This window comes from Mesorhizobium sp. BH1-1-5 (assembly GCF_020165615.1).
Classification (GTDB): Bacteria; Pseudomonadota; Alphaproteobacteria; order Rhizobiales; family Rhizobiaceae; genus Mesorhizobium.
In genome coordinates this window covers 152984-174985 of sequence record NZ_JAIUIM010000005.1, presented here as the reverse complement: position 1 = coordinate 174985, position 22002 = coordinate 152984, and the positions used below count along the sequence as shown (strand labels likewise).

At 65.3% G+C, this 22002-nt stretch carries 17 protein-coding genes; 7 read left to right on the top strand and 10 right to left on the bottom strand.

Annotation, left to right across the window (positions count from 1 at the left end):
- Positions 1–50: 50 nt before the first annotated feature.
- Genes LB572_RS08810 through LB572_RS08800 form a run of 3 tightly spaced genes read left to right on the top strand, consistent with a single transcriptional unit; the run spans position 51 to position 3144 of the window.
- Complete coding sequence (locus tag LB572_RS08810; protein WP_224667453.1) at positions 51–1208, top strand: NAD(P)/FAD-dependent oxidoreductase; 1158 nt, start codon at positions 51–53, stop codon at positions 1206–1208.
- Positions 1205–2482, top strand: coding sequence for a Zn-dependent hydrolase (locus LB572_RS08805; RefSeq protein WP_224667452.1), 1278 nt, complete (start codon positions 1205–1207; stop codon positions 2480–2482). Before LB572_RS08810 ends, LB572_RS08805 begins: the two co-directional genes overlap by 4 nt.
- Complete coding sequence (locus LB572_RS08800) at positions 2479–3144, top strand: cysteine hydrolase family protein (RefSeq protein WP_224667451.1); 666 nt, start codon at positions 2479–2481, stop codon at positions 3142–3144. Before LB572_RS08805 ends, LB572_RS08800 begins: the two co-directional genes overlap by 4 nt.
- On the opposite strand, the gene LB572_RS08795 is transcribed toward LB572_RS08800, so the two are convergent.
- The 9 genes from LB572_RS08795 to LB572_RS08755 are packed head-to-tail and all read right to left on the bottom strand — an operon-like array spanning position 3129 to position 14431.
- Positions 3129–4619, bottom strand: a complete 1491-nt coding sequence (locus LB572_RS08795) for an N-acyl-D-amino-acid deacylase family protein (protein WP_224667450.1) — start codon at positions 4617–4619, stop codon at positions 3129–3131. The two genes, LB572_RS08800 and LB572_RS08795, sit on opposite strands and share 16 nt — an antisense overlap.
- 11 nt (positions 4620–4630) lie before the next feature.
- Positions 4631–6172 carry a trimethylamine methyltransferase family protein gene (locus tag LB572_RS08790; RefSeq protein WP_224667449.1) on the bottom strand — a complete coding sequence of 514 codons (1542 nt, stop codon included), beginning with the start codon at positions 6170–6172 and terminating at the stop codon, positions 4631–4633.
- Between the two features lie 21 nt (positions 6173–6193).
- On the bottom strand, positions 6194–7162 hold the full coding sequence (locus tag LB572_RS08785) for a D-2-hydroxyacid dehydrogenase (protein WP_224667448.1): 969 nt from the start codon (positions 7160–7162) through the stop codon (positions 6194–6196).
- Between the two features lie 7 nt (positions 7163–7169).
- Positions 7170–8078, bottom strand: a complete 909-nt coding sequence (locus LB572_RS08780; protein ID WP_224667447.1) for a dihydrodipicolinate synthase family protein — start codon at positions 8076–8078, stop codon at positions 7170–7172.
- 9 nt (positions 8079–8087) lie between these two features.
- On the bottom strand, positions 8088–8663 hold the full coding sequence (locus tag LB572_RS08775; protein ID WP_224667446.1) for a hypothetical protein: 576 nt from the start codon (positions 8661–8663) through the stop codon (positions 8088–8090).
- Positions 8664–11519: a 2Fe-2S iron-sulfur cluster-binding protein gene (locus LB572_RS08770; protein WP_224667445.1), complete on the bottom strand. Its 2856-nt coding sequence runs from the start codon at positions 11517–11519 to the stop codon at positions 8664–8666.
- Complete coding sequence (locus tag LB572_RS08765) at positions 11516–11782, bottom strand: sarcosine oxidase subunit delta (RefSeq protein ID WP_224667444.1); 267 nt, start codon at positions 11780–11782, stop codon at positions 11516–11518. Before LB572_RS08765 ends, LB572_RS08770 begins: the two co-directional genes overlap by 4 nt.
- Before the next feature lie 2 nt (positions 11783–11784).
- The gene (locus LB572_RS08760; RefSeq protein WP_224667443.1) at positions 11785–13026 is read right to left on the bottom strand and encodes an FAD-dependent oxidoreductase; all 1242 of its coding nucleotides are present in this window, start codon (positions 13024–13026) and stop codon (positions 11785–11787) included.
- 7 nt (positions 13027–13033) lie between these two features.
- Positions 13034–14431, bottom strand: coding sequence for an MmgE/PrpD family protein (locus LB572_RS08755; RefSeq protein WP_224667442.1), 1398 nt, complete (start codon positions 14429–14431; stop codon positions 13034–13036).
- 292 nt (positions 14432–14723) lie between these two features.
- On the opposite strand from LB572_RS08755, the gene LB572_RS08750 reads away from it, so the two are divergent.
- The 4 genes from LB572_RS08750 (at position 14724) to LB572_RS08735 (ending at position 20983) form a co-directional block, all read left to right on the top strand.
- Positions 14724–15617 (top strand): LysR substrate-binding domain-containing protein, encoded by an 894-nt coding sequence (locus LB572_RS08750; RefSeq protein ID WP_140807418.1) that lies wholly within the window; start codon positions 14724–14726, stop codon positions 15615–15617.
- Between the two features lie 166 nt (positions 15618–15783).
- Complete coding sequence (locus LB572_RS08745) at positions 15784–17439, top strand: ABC transporter substrate-binding protein (protein ID WP_224667441.1); 1656 nt, start codon at positions 15784–15786, stop codon at positions 17437–17439.
- A gap of 151 nt (positions 17440–17590) precedes the next feature.
- Positions 17591–20008, top strand: a complete 2418-nt coding sequence (locus LB572_RS08740; RefSeq protein ID WP_224667440.1) for a GcvT family protein — start codon at positions 17591–17593, stop codon at positions 20006–20008.
- A gap of 75 nt (positions 20009–20083) precedes the next feature.
- Positions 20084–20983: an SMP-30/gluconolactonase/LRE family protein gene (locus LB572_RS08735; RefSeq protein ID WP_224667439.1), complete on the top strand. Its 900-nt coding sequence runs from the start codon at positions 20084–20086 to the stop codon at positions 20981–20983.
- Positions 20984–21072: 89 nt separating this feature from the next.
- Here LB572_RS08735 and LB572_RS08730 read toward each other — a convergent pair whose 3' ends face one another.
- On the bottom strand, positions 21073–21990 hold the full coding sequence (locus LB572_RS08730; protein ID WP_224667438.1) for an allantoinase PuuE: 918 nt from the start codon (positions 21988–21990) through the stop codon (positions 21073–21075).
- Between the last annotated feature and the right edge of the window lie 12 nt (positions 21991–22002).

The following is a 22002-nucleotide window of genomic DNA, read 5'->3' as shown; positions in this document are numbered from 1 at the left end:
GGTAGCTCCAAGGGTGCGATGAATGCGCAAAAGCAGTGAGCGCGGCTGACATGACGGAAACCGACGTGATCATCATCGGCGGCGGCATGGCCGGCGCTGGCGCCGCCTTCGAGATTTCGCGCGACAAAAAGGTTGTGCTGCTCGAGCGCGAGAGCCATTGCGGCTATCACACCACGGGACGCTCGGCGGCGAGCTTCACGGAGAATTACGGCAACGGCGTCATCCGCCGCATCGTGCTCTCAAGTCGCGCCTTCCTGACCGAGCCGCCGACGGGTTTTTGCGATTATCCGCTGCTCAGCAAGCGCGGCATGATCACCGTGGCGCGCGCCGACCAGCTCGACCTTTTGCGCGAGGATATGGCGGCGGCGCAGGCGCTCGTTCCCTCGATCGTTGCGATGACGCCGGACGAGGCGATCGCGCGCGTGCCGGTGCTGCGCCGGGATTATCTCGCCGGCGCCTATATCGAACCGCATTCGATGGACATTGATGTCAACGGCCTGCATCAGGGTTTTTTGCGCGGCGCGCGGGCGCATGGCGCGCGCGTCGTCACCAAGGCCGGCGTAAGGACTATCGGCCGGCAGGGCGGTCGATGGCGGGTCGAGACGGAAGCGGGGACATTCCTTGCGCCGCTGGTCGTCAATGCGGCAGGCGCCTGGGGCGACGAGATCGCGGCGATGGCCGGCATGCGCCCGGTCGGCCTGCAGCCGAAGCGCCGCACCGCTTTCAACATTCCGGCACCTGAGGGTGTCGATATCAGCGACTGGCCGCTGGTCAACGATGTCGGCGCGGAATTCTATTTCAAGCCGGATGCCGGGCAGCTGTTTGTCTCGCCGGCAGATGCGACGCCGTCGGAGCCGATGGACGCCTTTGCGGAAGACATCGATGTCGCGATCGGCGCCGAACGTCTCGAACGGGCAACGACGATCGAAGTGCAGCGGGTGTCGCGTTCCTGGGCAGGCTTGAGGACGTTCGTCGCCGACGGGTCGCCGGTGGTTGGGCCCGATGACGAATTTCCGGATTTCGTCTGGCTGGTCGGGCAGGGCGGCTACGGCATCAAGACGTCGCCGGCGCTGTCGCGGGTCTGCGCCAGCCTGATCGCCGGCGGCGGCCTGCCGGACGATGTCGCAAGGCAAGGGGTATCGCTCGAAGAGCTCACGCCGCATCGGCTTCGAGGCGTCAGGAATGAAGCAATGCAGGCTGTTTCATGAGCAGTGCCGTCCTTACGGCCGGCGGTGAACTGGCGGGGCGTGTCCTGGATACGCTCGCTGAAGCCACGACCGATGCGCCGGGGATCACGCGCATTGCTTACGGACCGGGCGAGCGCTTCGCTCATGATCTCGTGCGCAATGAGGCGGAAAAACTCGGTGCCGTCGCGCGCGTCGATGCCGCCGGCAATCTCTATTTGACGCTTAGCGGCCGTAACCCCGAACTGCCGGCGATCGTCATCGGCTCGCATCTCGACAGCGTGGCGCATGGCGGCAATTTCGATGGCGCCGCCGGTGTCGTGGCAGGCCTGGCGGTGATGGCCGAGCTGGTCGGGCAAGGCATCCGATTGCCGCGCGACCTCGTCGTGCTGGCGACACGCGCCGAGGAAGCCGTCTGGTTTCCGCTGTCCTACCCGGGCAGCCAGGCGGCGCTTGGCCTGCTGGAGCCGCAGGCGCTCGAAGCCAGGCGTTCCGACAGCGGCCACACGCTGGCCGAGCACATGCGCGAGGAAAGTTTCGACCCCGACGCCGTGCGGCGTGGTGTGCCCGGCATCGATGCCGCGCAGATCGCGGCGTTTATCGAGGTCCATATCGAGCAGGGACCGCGGCTGGTCGCCGTCGAAGCGCCGGTCGGCATCGTTACCGGGATCGCCGGCGGCTTCCGCTATGTCGATGCCAAGTGCTTCGGCGCCTATGCCCATTCCGGCGCCGAGCCGCGCTTCGCCCGGCGTGATGCCGTGCTTGGCTTTGCCGATCTGATCGCCGGCCTCGAGGCGGAGTGGGACGCGCTCGAACGCGAAGGGCATGAGGCCACCATCACCTTCGGTCGCGTGCAGTCCGATCCCACGCAGCATGGCGGCAGCCGGGTTCTGGGCGAGCTCGGCTTCACGCTGGATGTACGCAGCGCCGAAGCAGCCGTGCTGGATCGCATCGAAAATCGGCTTCATGGCATTCTCGCCGAAGTCGGTAGCAAACGCGGCGTCGCCTTCGAGCATGGGCCGCGCTTTACCTGGGAGCCGGCGACGATGTCGCCGGATCTGATCGGCAGGCTCGACCGCGCCGCTACCGAACTGCAAATGCGAGCGCCACATGTGCCTAGCGGAGCCGGGCACGATGCAGCCACCTTTGCCGGCGCCAACATTCCGACCGCGATGCTGTTCGTGCGCAATGAAAACGGCAGCCACAATCCGCATGAAGCGATGGAGATCGCCGACCTCGACCAGGCGATCCGTCTGCTTTTGCGTTTCGTCACCGACTTCGACACGGACCAGCCATGAACCTTGCCAAGACCGCCTTGCTGGTCATCGACCTGCAGAACGAATACCGCCCCGGGGCTGCATGGTCGGTCGTCGGCTACGACGCGGTGCTCGCCAACGCCGCCGTGCTGATAGAAGCCGCCCGCAAGGCGGGAATGCCGGTCATTCATGCGCAGGCCTGGGTGAAACCGGAAGAACGCGACGGCTATGCGCGGCAGGAAGAAATCCTGACTGAGAAATTCCGCTCCGCCGTCGCCGGCAGCGAGGGCGCGGATATCTGCGCCGAAGTTGCTGCGCTGCCGGGCGACATCGTCATCCACAAGCACTGGCCGAGCGCGTTTCGGCGGACCGATCTTTCGCAACGGCTGGCCGCGCTTGGCATCGAAAACCTTGTCGTCGCCGGCGTGCTGACCGACAGTTGCGTGACCGAAAGCGTCTTCGACGCGGTCTATCAGGGTTTTCGCGTCTGGTTGGTCAAGGAAGCCTGCGGCAGCATGACGGAGGCCATGCACCGCACCGGCATGCTCGACATGGCGAACCGGCTCTATGGCGGCGGCATCCTTCGCCTGCCCGAGGCGCTGAAGGCGCTTGCCGGCCAGCCCTTCGACGGCTGGCGCTGCACACGGCCGGTGGAATTCGCCTACGCGCTGGAGAGCGTCGACCGGATCTATGAGGCGCTGTGATCGGCGCCGCAGTTGTATGCGCCTCTGACCACCGTTTTTGAAGCCGAAGGTTTTAGAACCGCCCCCGGCAGCGCACCGGTCGCCCGGCCGCCGCGCCAGACGGAAACGCCGTTGACGAAGACATGGTCGATGCCGGCAGCCGGCCGGCGCGGCTCCTCGAAGGTCGCGGTGTCGATGATCGTCTCGGGATCGAAGATGACGAGGTCGGCGAAATTGCCTTCGGCCAGTAGTCCGCGCTCTGCGATACCGAATTCCTTCGCGGGCAGACCGGTCATGCGGAACACCGCTTCTTCCAGGCTGAGCAAGCCGACATCGCGCGCGTAGTGTCCGAGCACGCGTGGAAACGTGCCCCAGAGGCGTGGATGCGGGTGGATGTCGTGCGGCAGGCCGTCCGAGCCGATCATGGTGCGCGGATGCGCGATGATGTTGCGCACGTCGTCCTCGTCGAGTTGGAAATAGACGGCGCCCGCCGGCAGCAGACGCTCACCGGCCTCGCGCTCCGTGCAGTTCCATTCGCGAGCAATGTCGGCGATCTCACGCCTTGCCATCTCCGGATGTGGATCGGACCAGGTGACGAGGATCTTGAGCCCGGTGTCGCAGCGCTCCAGCCGAAGCACGGTCGAGCTCGCGGCATAGGGATAGACGTCCATGCCGATGTCCATGGTCTCGCGCGCCCGGTCGATCCGTGCGAGCGAGGGCCGGCTTTTGCCGAAATTGGCGCGGCCGGTGCACTGGTGGTGCGAGATGAACAGCTTGCCGCCGGCGTGATCGACGATGTCGATCGCTTCCTCGATCGCCTCGTCCATCGTCTCGAAATAGTTGCGCGTATGGGTGACATAGGGGCCGCCGAGATGCGCAGCGGTCGCCGCCAGCGCCTTGACCTCCTCGGTCGAGGAGTTGACGGCCGGCGGGTAGTCGAGCCCGGTGCTGAGACCGAACGCGCCCTCGGCCATGGCCTCGGCAACCACCTCCTGCATCGCCGCCGTTTCCGCTTCGTTGGCCGGCCGATCGGTCACCGGCATGCAGCGCTGGCGCAAGGTGGTGTGGCCGACGAGCAGGGCCGCGTTGGTGGCGATGCCGCGCCGCTTCAACTCGGCGACATAGTCGGCAAAACGGTCGAAGCGGAAATTCTCGCGGCCGCCGACCAGGGTGAAGGGCGGCGGCGGTGTCTTGTCGAGCAGCAGCGGCGCCAGGCTGACGCCGCAATTGCCGGCAATCACCGTCGTCACGCCCTGGCTGATCTTCGGGTCCATGCCGCGCGGCGCCAGCAGCGCGCCGTCGTCATGGGTGTGCACGTCGATGAAGCCCGGCGCGACGATCTTGCCCCTGGCGTCGATTTCCTCGATGCCTTGCGCGTCATCCAGCCGGCCGATGGCGGCGATACGGCCCATCGCGACGGCAATGTCTGCCTCGAAGCGGTCAGAACCGTCTCCGGAAATCAGCGTTGCGTGACGGATGAGGAGATCATAGGGCATCAGGCGACTTCCTAGCTTTCCGGATTGGCGGCGATCTCTTCTCGGCGGCGCGCGACATAGGCGTCGAGCTCCTCGCGGATCGCGGTGTCCATGACCGGCTCCTCGTAATCATGCAGCGCCTGCTGCCAGAGCTCGGTCGCACGTTCGAGTGCGTCCTTGCCGCCAGCTTCCTCCCAGGCGCCGTGGTTCTGCCAGTTGGAGAGCATCGGCTGATAGAAGGCGGTGGTGTAGCGCGACATGGTGTGCTCGGCGCCGAAGAAATGGCCGCCGGCCGGCACCGACTTGATCGCCTCGAAGCCTAGGTCGTCCTCCTGGAACGGCAGCGGCCGCAGGAACTCCATCATGTTCTGCAGGATCTCGACGTCCAGCACGAGCTTTTCGTAGGACGCCGTCAGGCCGCCCTCCAGCCAGCCGGCGGCATGGTAGATCAGATTGGCACCGCCGAGCACCGCGCCCCACGTCGCCATCTCGGTCTCGTATGCGGCCTGCAGGTCGACGACATTGGAGGCGTTGGCGTTGGAGGTGCGGTAGGGCAGGTTGTAGCGCCGCGCCAATTGCCCGGCGATGATATTGGCCTTGGCGTTCTCGGGCGTGCCGAAGGCCGGCGCGCCCGACTTCATGTCGACATTGGAAGTGAAGGCGCCGTACATCACCGGCGTGCCCGGATTGACGAGTTGCGTCAGCACGACGCCGAACAGCGCCTCGGCGTTCTGCTGGCAGAGCGCGGCTGCAAGGGTCACCGGCGTCATGGCGCCCATCAGCGTGAAGGGCGTGACGGTCACCGGCTGGCCGTGCTCGGCCATGGCGATCAGGCCCTCCGCCATCGCGTCGTCGAACAGGCGCGGCGAGTTAATCGAGATGATCGTCGTAACACCAGGCGAAGCCCGCATCTCCTCGACGCTGATGCCGCGCGCGATCGCCATCATGTTGATGCCGTCCATCGCCCTCGCGCGGCCGATCGCGGTGCAATGGAAGGAGAGGTCGCTCAGCGTCAGATTGGCGTGATAGGTGTCGAGATGGCGCGCATTGGCCGGCAGTTCCATCGGCGCCACCACCTGGTTGCCGATGATGTGGATGGCGTTGAAGTGATGCGCCAGCCGGATGAAGTTCTGGTAGTCGGGGAGATTGCCTTGGCGGCGGCCATTGATGCGGTCATGCACGTTGGGCGGGCCGGCGACCAGTCCGAAGACCAGCGAATTGCCGCCGAGATGCACCTGCTTGTCGGGGTTGCGGCTGGTCAGCGTGAAGGATGAGGGAATTTTGCGCAGCGCTTCGGTCACCAGGCTTTCATCGATCCTGATGGTCTTTTCCTCGCGATCGACGATGGCGCCGGCCGCGGCGAACAGGTCCATCACCTTCTCGCTCATGACGCGGATGCCGAGCTCCGACAGAATGCGCATCGAGGTCTTGTGCAGCTGTTCCATGCGCTCCTCGTCGAGAAGCTGCATGGGCGGGTAGGGGTTTTTCACGCTCTGCCAAGGCAGTTGCGCGATGCCACCACCGCTGCGCCCGAGTTTCGATCGGCGACCGCCGCCACGCCTGTCCTGTGACATCGGACTACTCCCTCCCGGCGTTCAATAGCCGCGTTCCGGATTGACCACATTCTCCAGCGGCTCACCTTCGCGGTAGCGCGCCAGATTGTCGGCGAACATGCGCACCGACTTGATATCCCAGCCGTCATAGACGGCCGCGCAATGCGGCGTGACGGCGACGTTGTCATAGCCCCATAGCGGGTGCTCGGCCGGCAGCGGCTCGGTGGCGAAGACGTCGAGCGCCGCGCCCTTGATCCGCTTGTTGTCGAGCGCGCTGAGCAGGGCGGCTTCCTCGACGACGCCGCCGCGCGAAATGTCGATCAGCACGGCGGTCGGCTTCATCGCGGCGAAGGCCGCCTCGCCAAGCAGGCCGCGCGTGCTGGGCAGAAGGGGCACGCAGCAGACGATGAATTCGGCCCGGCCGATCAACGCCAGCAGCGCGTCGGGACCATGCACTTCGTCGAGCGATGGCATCGGCTTCGGTCGCGCGCGAATGCCCAGCGTGCGCATGCCCATCGCCTGCGCGCGGCGCGCGACGGCTTCCCCGGTCTTGCCGAGGCCGACGATGAGGACGGTCTTGCCCTCGATTGGCTCGACGCGGCCGCCGCCCCATTGGCGGGCCTGCTGCCGGCGTTCGAAACCACGCAGGTCGAGCGAGAAGGAGAGCATAGCGCCGAGCGCATATTCGGCCAGCATGCCGGCGGCGACGCCGGCCGAATTCGTCACCGTCACATGCGCGGGATCCCAGCGCCCGAGATGATCGGTGCCGGAGCCGCCGATCGACACCCATTTCACCGTCGGGCTCTCGACGAGAGCCTGGCGCGGATAGCGCGGCGTGCCGTCGAAGCGGATCGAATAGACCACCTCCGCGGCGGTCCGCTCGATCAAAGCGGGAAGGCCGGCATAGGTGTCGCAAGCATGGACATCGAGGCCCGGATGGGTCTCGGCGAGCACGGCAAGCGCGCCCCCCGGCTTGTCGGTGTGCAGGATGATTGTTGGGCGCGCCGACATCGCGACCTCAATTGCGGCCGATATGGTCGGCGGCGCTGCCGAGGGTGGCAAGCAGCGCCTGGCCGTTTTCCAGCGTCACATTTTCATGCGGCGCGCGCAGATTCAGCCAGCGCCGGTCGCCGGACTTGACCGCGAGCACCGCCTTCATCGCCGGGATCAGCCCGGCATCCTGGATCACCTTCCGGAACGCCTTGATGGCGGCATTGGCCTCGGCGACGTCTTCGCCCTTGCGGGCCGCGTCATAGAGGCGGCGGATGGCGGCGGCGTTCAGATTGACCGTGGCCGAAATGCAGCCGGCTGCGCCGCTCGCCAGACCCCTGGTGAGTTGCGCCTCGGAGCTCGGAAACACCGAAATATCGGGCGCGGCGGCGATGACGGCGGCGGTGTTGTTCCAGTCGCCGGCGCTGTCCTTGTAGGCGACGACCGTGTCCGGAAAGGCCTTGCTCAGCCTGGCCGTCAGGGCGGGGCTGACCGGCACGCCGGAATTCTGCGGGATGTGATAGAGGATCACGCGCATCGAGGGCTTTGCCACCTTCTCGATCAGTTCGCTGAAATAGCGCGCCTGACCGTTGTCGCCGGCGCCGGTGTAGAAGAAGGACGGCAGCACCATGACCGCGGCGCAGCCGAGGCCAACGGCATGCGCCGACAATTCGACCGTTTCGGGCAGCGCGGTGACGCCGGTGCCAGGCATCAGCCGGTCCGGCGCGATGCCGGCCTCGACCAGCCATTCCAGCGCCTGCATGCGCTCGCTGAGCGAAACCGAAAGCGCTTCGCCCGTCGTGCCAAAGGGCGAGAGGAAATGCGCGCCCTGGCCGAGCACCCATTTGGCGTGGGAAATCCAGAGGTCGCGCGCGATGCGGTCGTCGTCTTCGAACGGCGTCAGGATCGGGGCGATGGTTCCTTGCGGGCGGGTCATGAATATCCTCTACGCGTGATGCTGGTCGATGTGTCCGGCCACCGTCGCCACGGCGCGGGCGAAGTAGGCCGAAGCGGTGATGTCGAAGAGTATGTCGAAACCCGTCGCCGAACGGAACGTCACGGCTTCGATATGGCCGACGCGGGTCTGGGCGATATCTTCGGCGCCGAATTTTTGGGGTCTGAGGTCCAGCGCGCAAAGGCCGCTCATCGCTTCGGCAAGGCAAGGACCGGAAAGGCGCATCCACGCCCAACCCTCCTCTCGCCATGATGAATAGCCTTTCGGCGCCGCCGCGGTCAGCCAGGCGACCTTGAGCTGCGCGAGCGTCTCGCCCGTGCCTTCCGCGAGAAGCAGGATGTCCTCATTGCCGAGGCGCAGGACCCGCATGCCGCGATGCTCACCGATGCGATTGACGATGGGGAGGGGAACGCCTTGTGCGGCGAGCCAGGCGGCGCTGCCGCCGCCTTTCAGGCCGAAGCGCGGCTTGTCCGTGAGATCGCTCAGCACGACCGCGCCGGAAACCAGCTTCGTGCCTTCGGCCGCGCCGCCAGGCATGAAGGGATAGATGCTGGCAGCGGTGGCCATCTAGATCTCCTGCCGCGCGTTGGTCGGGTCGAAGAAGGCGTGGGCGACGACCGGCACCTCGACCAGTTCACCGTCGCGGCACTTCACCGTCACGCGGCTGCCTTCCGCCTGGTCGTCGACATGGACATAGGCGAGCGCGATGTGATGCCCGAGCGATGGCGAATAGCCAACCGACGTGATCTGCCCGACAGGTGCGCCGCCGCGCAGCACCAGGCAGCTTTCGCCGGGGATGTTCCGGGCGCTGGCGGGGAACTGCAAGCCGACCAGCCTGCGGGTCTGCCCGAGCCTCGCGCGCATCTCGATGGAGCGCTTGCCGACGAAGTACGGCTTCTTCTTCGAGACCGCCCAGCCGAAACCCAGCTCGTCCGGCGTGGTGATCGCATCCGTGTCCTGGCCGATCAGGATGTGGCCTTTCTCCAGGCGCAAGATGCGGGATGCTTCCAGTCCATAGGGGCGCAGGCCATGCGGTTTGCCCGCCGCCATCACCGCGTCCCAGAGGCTGGGCGCCAGGCTCGAGGGGCAATGCAATTCGTAGCTGAGCTCGCCGGTGAACCCGATGCGCATCACCCGCACCGGGACGCCTGCGACAGTGCCGTCGCGACCGCTCAGATAGGGGAAGGCATCGCGGCTGAAATCGATGTCGCTGTCCAGCGCCTCCAACACCAGGCGCGCCTTGGGTCCTGTGACGTTGAGGCCGCAGAAGGCGCCGGTCAGGTTGAGCACGTCGACCTTCAGACGCCACTCGGCGTTCCAGAACAGCATGTCGGCATAGACGCGCGCCACGGCGCCGGTGGTCGCCGTCACATAGAACTGATCCTGCGCCATCCGGTAGGCGACGCCATCGTCGATCACCGAGCCCATTTCGTTGAGCGTCAGGCAATAGCGGACACGGCCCACGGGCTGGTTGGCATGCGCCATCGTGTAGAGGCGGTCGAGAAACTCGCCGGCGTCCGGCCCGCGGATCTCCAGCTTGCCCAGCGTCGAGACGTCGAGCAGGCCGACGCCTTCGCGCACGGCGAGGATTTCCTCGCGGATCGCTTCCTCGGCGCTGCTTGCTTCGCCATAGTAATAGGGTCGCCACCATGCGCCGACCGGCTTCATCGCGGCGTTCAGCGCGATGTGCCGCGCATGCAGTGCGGTGCGGCGCTCCAGCACCTCATGGTGGCCGGCGAGCACGCCGAGCGTTTCCGGCCCGACGGGAGGACGCGCCGTGGTGATGCCGATCTCGCCGACCGTTCGGCCAGTTGCCTCGGCGAGGATGCGGGCGGTGGCCAAGGCCGAATGACGACCCTGGCTCGGGCCCATGCCGACGGTGGTGAAGCGCTTGACCAGCTCGATCTCTCGATAGCCCTCCTTGGTCGCATTCTGCAGATCCTTGACCTGCAGGTCTTCGTCGAAGTCGACGAAGTCGCGCCCCTTGGGATCGGCGGCGATCGGCTGCACATAGCGCGGCCGTAAGCTCTTCGGCGTGATTGGAGCTTCTTCTGCAACTGCATGGCCGAGATGCGTAAGGGCGACTGCCGACGCGCGCCGGCCACTGGCGATGGCGTCCTGCAAGTCGTCCGTTCCGGCAACGGCGCCGGCGAGATGGACGGGACCTTTCGGAAGGGTGATCGTCATCGCTTCCGTGCTGGTGTCATAGCCGAGCTTGCCGCCGGCCTGACAAGGTAGTTGCCATGCCGGTGCCTGGCCGATCGAAACGGCGAGCAGGTCGCAGGCAATCCAGCTCCCGCCGACATGGACGCGAGCAAGATGGCGGTTTCCGGCCGTGCCTTCCGCCGCCTCGACGGTCGCGCCTCTGCGGATGGCGATGCCCTTGCCGCGGAGCTCGGCTGCCAACGGGCCGGCCTCGCCAGCCGGTCTCGGATCGACAAGCTCGACCACCGATACGCCTGCATCGAGAAGGTCGAGGGCCGCGCTGTAACCATCGTCATTGGCGGCCAGCACCACGGCGCTCTGACCGGGCCGCACGCCATAGTGGCGGATTAGGCGCTGGGCGGCACCGCCGAGCATGATCCCCGGCAGGTCGTTGTTGCGGAAGACGGCCGGCTGCTCGATGGCGCCGGTCGCCAGGATCACCTCCCGGGCGCGTGTCCGATGGAGGCGGTCGCCCTCAATCAGCGGCAGCCAATTGTCTTCGTACCAGCCATTGCAGACGGTGCCGGTCAGCACCTTGAGATTGGGCAGCGCCGCCAGCCGCGACGACAGGCCGGAGAGGATGGCCGGATCGTAGCGGCCATAGCTCAGCGCGCCGCCGATCTCCGGATTCTCGTCGCACAGCACCACGTCGGCGTCGGCTTCGGCGGCGGCGAGCGCGGCGCTCAAGCCCGCCGGGCCGGCGCCCACGACGAGCACGTCGCAATGCAGGTGCGTCTTGTCGAAATGCCGGTGCGGCGCCTTGGTGTCGACGACGCCCAGGCCCGCCTTGCGGCGGATGATCGGCTCCCAGAATTTCAGCCAGCTGTCGCGGCGCGGACCCACGAAGGTGCGGTAGTAGAAGCCGACCGGCAGGAAGCGGCCGAACCTGTCCATGACGGCGTCGCGGTCCCGCTCGAGCGAGCCATTGACGTTCTGCGCGCTGACCCGCAGCCCTTCGCTGATCGGCGTGCGTTCGGCGGCGGCGTTCGGTTCGGATGGCAATTGCACCAACGCGTTGGCGTCGGCCCCGGTCATCGACAGGATGCCGCGCGGGCGGTGGTATTTGAACGAGCGCGACAGCACCCATTGGCCGGAACCGGCGAGCGCGCTGGCGATGCTGTCGCCTTCATAGCCTTCGAAGGGCTTGCCCTCGAAAGTGAAGCGGATGCGGCGGCTTCGATCGATGCGGCTTCCGAAAGGGGCGGGCAGCCGGTTCATGCGCGGTCCCGCAGTTGCGAAGCGTCGAAGGTGCGGATGATCTCGTTGCTGACGAGATCGCGCTCGGCCAGGAAGAAGTAATTGCTCGGCACATGCCGCCACCACTCGACCACAATGCCTTTGCGGTTTTCGGCGCGGAACAGATGGCGCGACCATTCCCTGTCTGCGGTGCCGTTCGGATCGGGCCGCGCACGCACCGGCCCGAACGACTGGAACTCGTCGATGTTGCGCGGGCCGTTCATCGGGCAGGTCAAAAGCTTCATCGTCAATGGCTCGCGGCGGTCGCGCCCATTTCATTGAGCAGCCGAAAGGTCTCGAAGCGCTCCAATGCAAATGGTTTCAGGATATCGGGCACGCTGCCGTCGGTGATGGTCTGCGCCATGCGCTTGCCAGCGACGGGCGTCGCCTTGAAGCCCCAGGTGCCCCAGCCGCAGTCGAGCCACAGATTGGCAAGCGGGCTCGCGCCCATGATCGGGCTGTAGTCCGGCGTCATGTCGGTGATGCCGGCCCATTGCCTGAGCAGCCGCACGCCCTGCAAGAAGGGGAAGAGGTGGACCGCGCCTTCGGCGAGATGCTCCTTCATGTCGAGCGTCGAGCGCGTCGAATAGAGTTGGTAGGGATCGGAGCCGCCGCCGATGACGACCTCGCCGCGCGACGACTGCACGAGGTAGGTGTGCAGCGACACCGACGAGACCAGTGTGTCGAGCCAGGGTTTCAGGGGCTGGGTCACCATCGCCTGCAGCGGATAGCAGCGGATGGGAAGCTCGACGCCGGCCATCAGCGCCACGTCATAATTCATGCCGCCGGTGGCGATCAGCACCTGGCCGCAGGCGACGCGGCCACGGTTCGTCTTGACCGCCTGGACCCGGTCGCCGACCACCTCGAAGCCCTGCACTTCGGTGCGCTGGTGGATCTCGACGCCACGCCGCGACGCCTGGGCGGCGTAGCCCCAGGCGACGGCATCGTGGCGCGCCGTTCCGCCGTCGGCATGCCAGAGCCCGCCGAGGATTTCGAGCGGGCCGCCATAGTCCATGTTGAGAAACGGACAGAGTTCCTCGACGCCCTTCTGGTCGACGACCTCGGTGCGCGTGCCCATGTGCTTGCCCATCTCGGCGCGCATGTGGAAGCTGCGCATCGTTGCCTCGGTATGCGCCAGCGTGAGCTGGCCGCGCTGCGAGAACATGACGTTGAAGTCGAGCTCCTGCGACAGGCGCTCGAACAGCTCGACGCCTTCCTTGTAGAAGGCGATGCCTTCCGGCGTGATGTAGTTGGAGCGGATCGTGGTGGTGTTGCGCGCCGTGTTGCCGCCGGCGAGGTAGCCTTTCTCCAGCACCGCCACGCTGTTTATGCCGTGATACTTGGCAAGATGGTGCGCGCAGGACAGTCCATGTCCGCCGCCGCCGATGATGACGACGTCGTAGGCCGGCTTCAGGTCAGGTGTGGCGGGAATGTCGCCGCTGACTGGATAGTCCCTGCTGAGACCGTATTTCAGGAGCCTGAGGGGCATTGCGGGCTCAGCTCGAAGTCTTGGGAGGATCGTAGAGCAGCGCCGACAGATCGGAGAAGCGGCTGTCGCGGTCGCCGAGGGAGAGCACCGCGTCGCGGATCGCGGCGGCGCGGTCGGATCCGAGCACCGGCGCGGCGAACTCCATGTATTTGGCCTCGAGGTCCTGCCTCGACATCGGCGCTTCCGGGCCGCCGCGCGCATGCACGTCGCCGGATGCCAGCACACGTCCGTCCGTCGTCGTGATGACGACGTCGGCCCAGCGTCCGGCCGGGAAGCGGGCGCTGTGGCGCTCGCTTTCGGTCACGGTGATGCGGGTGAGCATGTCGGCGACCGCGGCGTCGGCGAGCCCGGCCCCGGAAATATGCTCCAGCCCGATGCGCCCATGAAGGATGAAGGTCGCTACGGCGAAGCGCAGGCTGTACTGCGCCTTCGAGGTGGTATCCGGCATGCCGTCGAACAGCGTCGCCGCATAGTGGAAGCTGTTGACCTGGACGTGGGCGATGTCGGAGGGGCCAAGATTGTGCGCCAGGCTGAGACCGCGCACCGCGTCGATCGCCGCATGCGCCCAGCGGCAGATCGGGTAGGGTTTCACATATTGATGAAGGGACTGCCAGAAGACGCCAAGATCTTGCCAGTGCATCGCGACATCCGGCGCCTCGACGGTGATCGCCGGCGCACCGGTGAAGCCGCGTTCGGCCAGCACCGCCGCCGAGAGGCCGATGAGGGCGCCCGGGCCGGAGCCGTCATGCAGCATGGTCGGGGTGGCGATCTCGCGCATCATCTGGCTGCGCGGGCCGTGATACTCGGCAATGCCGAGCGCCTCGCGCAATTGCGTTTCGTCGAGCCGCCGCAGGCGTGCCGCCACCGCCGCCACGCCCAAAGCGTTCCAGGCGCCGGACGTGTGGTAGTCACTGACCGTCGCATGCAAGGCGATGCCGGCCCGGCCGGCGACTTCGTAGCCGATGACCAGGGACGCTAGCGCTTCCGGGCCGGTAAGGTCCGGCCGTGCCTCCGCGAGCGCGGCAAGCGCCGGTACCACCGCGACGCCGATATGGCCCTTGGTGGGGCTGTAGCCGTCGTGGCCGTCGAGGTTGTCGGTCTGCGTGGCAACGGCGTAGGCCGCGCCGGCGATGCTGGCGCGCCGCCCGTCGAACAGCAGGCGGGCCGAGTATTGCGGATCGTTCGAGCCATAAAGCAGCATGGCGGCATCGCGGGCGATTCGGCCTGCTTCCATCGGTCCGGCGGCAACGGCGATGCCGAGCGTATCGAGCAGGAGGTAACGCGCCTGTTCCAGTACCGGCTGGGGAAAGACGGAGGCGGGACGCCGCAGCACGAAATCGGCAAGGCGGGTGACCGTATCGGAACTGACGACAGGCCCCTCACGCCGGTATGACGGCACAGCCACGCGCTTATCTCCCCTGTCTCTCCACAACATCATTAAATTGGGTTCATCGCGCAGGCACGCGATTAGTTTGGCGGCTTTGGCCAAAAATATTGATGCCATGTCGCTTGTCTGCGATTGAATGGCCGGTTGCCCATGCGATAGCTATGGCGATTACTAGAGCAGTTCACCGTTTCACGGAAACGGCGAACCGCCCTAGCGCTTTGTTTTGACGCAATTCCGGACGGAAGGTTACGGCGAAGGCGCCGAACTTAACCGCTCACACTTTTCCTGGAATTGCTTTTAGGAGACCGGGATGAAGCCGCCGCCCCCCTTGAACTATATCCGCTCGTTCGAGAGCTCGGCCCGTCATTTGAGCTTCACCACGGCGGCCAAGGAACTGGGCTACACGCAAGCGGCGGTCAGCACGCATGTGCGTGCGCTCGAGCAATATATCGGTCGGCAACTGTTCATCCGTTATCCGCGCAGCCTGAAGCTGACCGAGATGGGGGAGGCGTTCCTGCCGACCTTGCGCCAGGCGCTCGACCAGATCGACCAGGCGACCGAGGCGATCGTCGCATCTTCCCGCAACCGAACAGTGGTGGTCTCGTGTCCGATGAGCCTTGCGGAGAACTGGCTGGCGGGCTGCATGGCGGCGTTCCGGAAAAAGCACCCCGAGATCGAGATCGTGCTGCACGGCACGATCTGGGAAGACTTGAGCGAGCAGATCGCCGACATCACCATCTCGACGCGGCGCTTCGACGACAGGCCGCCTTCGGCGATCCCGCTCTGGAACGACGAACTGGTCCTGCTCTGCGCTCCCAGTATGCTCGAGGGCGAGCATGCGCTGAAGACGCCGCAGGACATGCTCAAGGTGGACTGGATCTTCGTGCATGGCCGCCAGGAATACTGGCAGGTGGTGACCGAGGCGCTCGGCGTCGACATGGAGGACCACGACAAGGGCCTGTCGACAAACGCCTCCAACATCGCGCTCGAGCTCGCCGCCATGGGGGCCGGACTCGTCGCCACGCAGCGCTCCCTGTCCCATGCCTACATGGATCGCGGACTGCTCGTCGAGCCGTTCCCCATCCGGCCGCCAAGCCCCTGGAATTACTACCTGACCGAGAGCCAGCTCTCGAAGGGAAACATCGCGCGCACGGTCAAGGAATGGATCCTTTCCAGGGCCAGGGAGGACGCCGCGCGGCCGTAACCTTCAAAAATTTGACGGGCCAATGGCATCGTTTTTTTAGGCCTTCAAGGCCGGTTTTCTGCGGTTCGTGAAGGATCGAGCCCTTCCGGGATTTTTGCATCGCCCCTAACATGCGTAGCCGCAAGGGGAATGTAACGGGCGGAAAGCCCTGAACCGGAGAACAACGATGACAATGTTCAAGAGCAACGGTGACCGCGTCCCGGCGGTCATCGAAAGCTACGCAGCCGAAGTCAAAAGCGGCAAGATGGACCGCCGCGAATTCCTGGCCATGGCGAGCGTGATGGGCGCTTCCACGGCGCTCGCCTATTCGATGGCCGGGGTCGAGCCGGCCAAGGCCGTTACGATCGTGCCCGGCAAGAAGGGCGGGATTCTCAGGATGCAGATGATCATCAAGGACATGAAAGATCCGCGCGCCTGGGACTGGTCGGAAATCGCCAACGTCATGCGTCAGTGCAACGACTACATGATCCGCTACACCACCGACTTCACCTTCGAGGGTCATCTGGTCGAAAGCTGGGAGGTGAGCGACGACGCCACCGAATACACGCTGCATCTGCGCAAGGGCGTGAAATGGTCGAATGGCGACGACTTCAACGCCGACGACATCGTCTACAACATCGCACGCTGGTGCGATAAGGCGGCCGAGGGCAATTCGATGGCCGGGCGCATGAGCTCGCTGATCGATGCCTCCACCAAGAAGGCGGCCGCCGGCGCCATCACCAAGGTCGACGACCATACGGTGAAGCTGAAATGCAATCAGTCCGACGTCACCATCATTCCGGGCTTTTCCGACTATCCGGCGGTCATTGTCCACCGCGACTTCGACAAGAACGGCGCCGACATGCTGAAGACGCCCGGCACCGGCCCGTATGAGCTGATCTCCTACAAGGTCGGCGAGTCCGCCTCGGTGCGGCGGCGCAAGGACTTCACCTGGTTTGGCGGCGAGCCCTATCTCGATGGTGTCGACTGGACCGACTACGGGTCGGACGCATCCAACCCGGCTATCGCCAGTGCCTTCGAGGCAGGCGAGATCGACTGCAACTACCAGACGGTCGGCGGCACGGTGGATCTCTACGACAGCATGGGCCTGGTCAAGGAACCGGTCGTCACCGCCGGCACCATCGTGCTGCGCACCAACGTGACCAACAAGCCTTACGACGACAAGAGGGTGCGCAACGCCATCCAGCTCGCGGTCGACAACGAGACGGTGCTGAAACTCGGCTATAGCGGCCTGGGCCAGGTCGCTGAAAACCACCATGTCTGCCCGATCCACCCGGAATACTACGATCTGCCGAAAGTCCCGCGCGATCTTGCCAAGGCAAAGGCGTTGATGGCCGAGGCCGGGCAGACCGATCACGAGTTCGAGCTCATCTCCTACGACGCCGACTATGTGAAGGACCCGGCCGACGTCGTCGCCGCGCAGATGCGCGACGCCGGATTCAAGGTCAAGCGCACCATCATCCCGGGCTCCTCGTTCTGGAACGACTGGACGAAATACCCATGGTCGACGACCGACTGGGGCATGCGGCCTCTGGGCGTGCAGGTGCTCGCGATCGCCTATCGCAGCGGCGAGGCGTGGAACGAGTCCGGCTACGCCAATCCGGACTTCGACAAGAAGCTCAACGAGGCGATGGCCATCGCCGACCCGGCCAAGCGCAAGGAGCTGATGAAGGACGTGGAGTTCATCCTGCAGGACTCCGGCATCCTCGTCCAAGCGTTCTGGCGCTCGCTCTACCGCCACCATGCCACCTACGTGAAGAACCTCGGCATGCATCAGACATTCGAGCTGCAGTTGGACAAGGTCTGGCTGGACAAGACCTGAACCGGGCGGATCAAAGCAATGGTTCAGGGGCGCAATTTTGCGCCCCTGACTTAGCCGGCGACTGCAATCGATCGGTCAGCTAAATGAAGTCCCAAAGCGCTGCCAGAGAGCGCGAAAACAAGTCGCCGAACCAAGGGAAGAAAGCTCAACTATGCGTACTCATGCACAAGCCGTCGTCATTGGCGGTGGTCTGATCGGCTGCTCGATCCTTTATCATCTCGCCAAGTTCGGCTGGACGGATGTCGTCCTCCTGGAGCGCAGTGAGCTGACCTCCGGCTCGACATGGCACGCGGCGGCCAACATCCATGGCCTGCATGATTCCACCAATATCAGCCGGCTGCAGCACTACACGATGGCGCTCTACAAGGAGCTGGAAGCCGAGACCGGCCAGGGCTGCGGCATCTTCCAGCCGGGCTCGCTCTATCTCGCCCAGACCGAGGCGCGCGAGCACCAGCTCAGGCTCCAGGAAGCCAAGGCGCGGCGCTACAAGATGAATTTCTACGAGGTCGGCCGCGACGAGGCGGAGCGGCTGCATCCGCTGGTCGATTTCGACGGCATACGCTGCATCATGTATGAGCCGGAGGGTGGCAATGTCGATCCGTCGGGCGTCACGGCGGCTTATGCCGCGGGCGCGCGCCAGCGCGGCGCCGAAATCCATCGCTTCACGCCGGTCACGGCGACGGAGGCGCAAGCGGACGGCAGCTGGATCGTGCGCACGCCGAAGGGCGACATCCGCACGCAATGGGTGGTCAATGCCGCCGGCCTGTGGGGCAGGGAGGTCGCCGCCATGGCTGGGCTGCAACTGCCGCTGATCCCGACCGAGCACCAGTATTTCGTCACCGAGACCATTCCCGAGATCGCCTCCATGGGCCGGCGCCTGCCGTCGGTCGCCGACCGCGACGGCGAATATTATCTGCGTCAGGAAGGCCTGGGGCTGCTGATCGGCGCTTACGAGCGCAACATGAAATTCTGGGCCGAGGAAGGCACCCCGCTGGACTTCGGCCACGAGCTGTTCCCCGACGACCTCGACCGCATCGAGGAAAACATGATGCGCGCCGTCCAGCGTGTCCCGGCGGCCGCTACCGCCGGCGTCAAGAAGGTGATCAACGGTCCGATGATCTGGTCTCCCGACAGCGCGGTGCTGTTCGGGCCGGTGCCGGAGCTCAGCAACTATTTCTGCTGCAACGGCATCATCCCCGGCTTCTCGCAGTCGGGCGGCATGGGCAAGCTCGCCGCCGAATGGATGATCGAGGGCGAGCCGACGCTCGACATGTTCGGCTGGGACATGGCGCGCTTCGGTCATTGGGCCGGCAAGGCCTTCACCAAGGCGCGCGTGCAAGACCAGTACAGCCACCGGTTCAAGATACATTTCCCGAACGAGGAGCGCGCTGCCGGGCGTCCGGTGCGGACCCGGCCGGTCTATGAAATGCAGAAGGAAATGGGCGCTGTGTTCGGCCTCAATTTCGGCTGGGAGCACCCGCTGTGGTTCGCGGCCGATGGCGAGCCGCGCGAGGAGACGATCGGCTTCACGCGCCAGAACTGGTGGGCGCCGGTCGGCCGCGAAGCCCGCATGCTGCGCGAGCATGCCGGTATCATCGACATCTCCAATTTCGCCAAATACGAGGTGAAGGGCCCAGGCGCGGAAGCCTGGCTCAACGCGCTCTTCGCCAACCGCATGCCGACCAAAACAGGCAATTCCTGCCTGACACCGCTGATCGGCAAGCGCGGCGGCATTGCCGGCGACTTCACCGTGACGAGGCTGGCGGAAGACGAGTTCATGGTGATCGGCTCGGGCATGGCCGAGCGCTTCCACCAGCGCTTCTTCAAATCGGTGCCGCTGCCGGCAGGCACGACCTTCCGCTCACGCACCGAGGATCTCGGCGGCTTCAATGTCGCCGGGCCGAAATCGCGCGAATTGCTGCAGCGGCTGACCAATGACGATCTGTCGAACGAGGCTTTCCCGTTCATGCGCTCGCGCCAGATCACCGTCGCCGGCGTCGATGTTGTGGCGCTGAGGGTCTCCTTCACCGGCGATCTCGGCTGGGAGCTGCACTGCAAGGCCGCCGAGCAGGTCGAGCTCTATCGTGCGCTGCTCAAGGCCGGCGCGGAAGTCGGCGCCGGGCCGGTCGGCTCGCGGGCGTTGATGTCGCTGCGCGTCGAAAAGGGTTACGGCAGCTGGAGCCGCGAATACTCGCCGGAATACTGGCCGCAGGAGGTCAAGCTCGACCGGCTGATCAAGACGGACAAGGAATTCCTCAACCGCGAAGCCTATCTCGCCGTCGCCGAAAAGCCGGCTCGGGACGAGCTGATCATGCTTTCGGTTTCGGCCAAGGATGCCGACGCCACCGGCGGCGAGCCGATCTTCCTGCCGGACGGCACGCCGATCGGCCAGGTGTCGTCCGGCGCCTATGGCTATTTCGTCGATCAGTCGCTGGCGATGGGCTACGTCAAGGCGGGAACCGCCAAGGCCGGCGACAAGGTGACCGTCGCCATACTGGGCCGGCCGCATGACGCGGTGCTGCTTGCCCACCCGCCCTTCGACCCGGAAGGCAAGCGGCTGCGGTCGTAAGCCGCGAACGCCCGGCGGCTGGAGGCACACGACATTCGAAGAGGACTCAACCAACTAAAAACAAAGGGGAATCGCATGATCAAACGGCATTTGCTGGGCACGATGCTTGCCCTGGTCCTGACGTCCGCAGCGCATGCTGCCGACGTTAAGGTGGTCAACAACGACGCGTGGTTCGCCGAAGGTCCGATCTGGTATCAGGACAAGCTTTTCTATGTCGAATACGGCCGCGGCACGGTTACCGTCTGGGACGGCAAGAAGAATGACATCTTCTGGAAGATGGATGGCTGCGGCCCGTCGGCCGTGCTGCCGACGACGCGTGGTGAGTTCCTCGTCACCTGCTACGACAACAACACGATCGGCCGCATCGCGGCCGACGGCAAGACGCTGCCGGCCTATGACAAGGACACGGACGGCAAGCCGTTCAGCGGACCGAACGATTTCGCGCCCGACACGGACGGCGGCGTCTACTTCACCGGCTCCGGCAAGGGCGGCCCGCTGATCGACGCTTCGGCCTATTACATCGGCAAGGACGGCAGCGTTAGGAAGGTCGCCGGCGACCTGCACAATGCCAATGGCCTCGTCATGTCGAACGACGGCAAGATCCTCTATCTGGTCGAGACCGAGGACAACCGGATCATCGAATTCGACGTTTCGTCCGACCACAGCTTAAGCAATCGCCGCGTTTTCATGCGGCTGGACGATCTCTTCCCGAACCAGCCGCATATCTGGCCCGACGGGATCAAGATGGACAAGGAAGGCGAGATGTATATCGGCCAGAGCCCGCGCTCGCTCGACGCGCCAGGCAAGATCATAGTCGTCGACAAGGACAAGTTGTTGCGCACGCTTTCGGTACCGTCGCCATCGATGCCGAACTTCGCCTTCGGACCGGACGAGAAGATGCTCTACGTGATGGCGCTCGACCAGATCGAGGCAGCACCTTGGCACGGCAAGGTCTACGAGGTGCCGAACAAGTAAGGGGATTTGCCGGCGGCTCGCGCCGCCGGCCCATTCCTTGTGACGCAATTCCGGACGGAAAACCGCTTCATACTTTTCCTGGAATTGCTTCAGCCGCCGAACCGGCTCCGCCAATGCCGGGCGAGGTCGGAGCGGCGGCAGACCCAGATGTCGGGGTTGGCGGTGATCTTGTCGAGGAAGCGCTCCAGCCCGATCATGCGGCCCGGCCGCGCCGCCAGCCGGCAATGCAGCGACACCGTCATCATGCGCGGGGTCGTTCGGCCTTCCTTGAGCAGCCAGTCGACGCCGTCGCTGACATATTCGAAGAACTGGCTGCCCGTCTCCAGCCCCGAGCCGCGCGAAAAACGGCTGTCGTTGTTGTCGAAGCTGTGCGGCACGACGAGGTGCCGCTTGGCGCCAACATCGACGAAATAAGGCAGGTCGTCATTGTAGTCGTCGCAGTCGAACAGGAAGCCGCCATGTTCGACCACCAGCCGCCGCGTGTTGAGGCTCGGCCGACCGGTGTACCAGCCAACCGGATCGATGCCAGTGATCTTCCGCACCGTGTCCACCGTCATGGCGATATGCTGGCGCTCTTCCTCTTCGGTGAGCGGCGCGTAGTCGATCCAGCGCCAGCCATGGCAGACGATGTCGCTGCCAAGTTCGGCGATCGCCTTGCCTGCGGCCGGGTTGAGCTCGAGGGCGCGGCCGACGACGTAGAAGGTGGGAACGACGCCCTTGTCCTGGAACAGCGAGATGAGGCGCCAGACGCCGACGCGCGAGCCGTATTCGTAGAGCGATTCCATATTGCGGTTGCGCAGGCCGGGCACGGCAGGCGACACGGCAAGATCCGACAGGATCGCCTCGGAGACGCCGTCGCCTTCGCCGATCGAGTATTCCGCGCCTTCCTCGTAGTTGACGACGATGTTGAGCGCCAGTTTCGCGCCGCCCGGCCACTCAGCTTGCGGAGGCCGCTCGCCATAGCCGATCAAATCGCGGGCGGGCAAATAAGGCGCGTCTGACGTCATGAAATCCCCTCG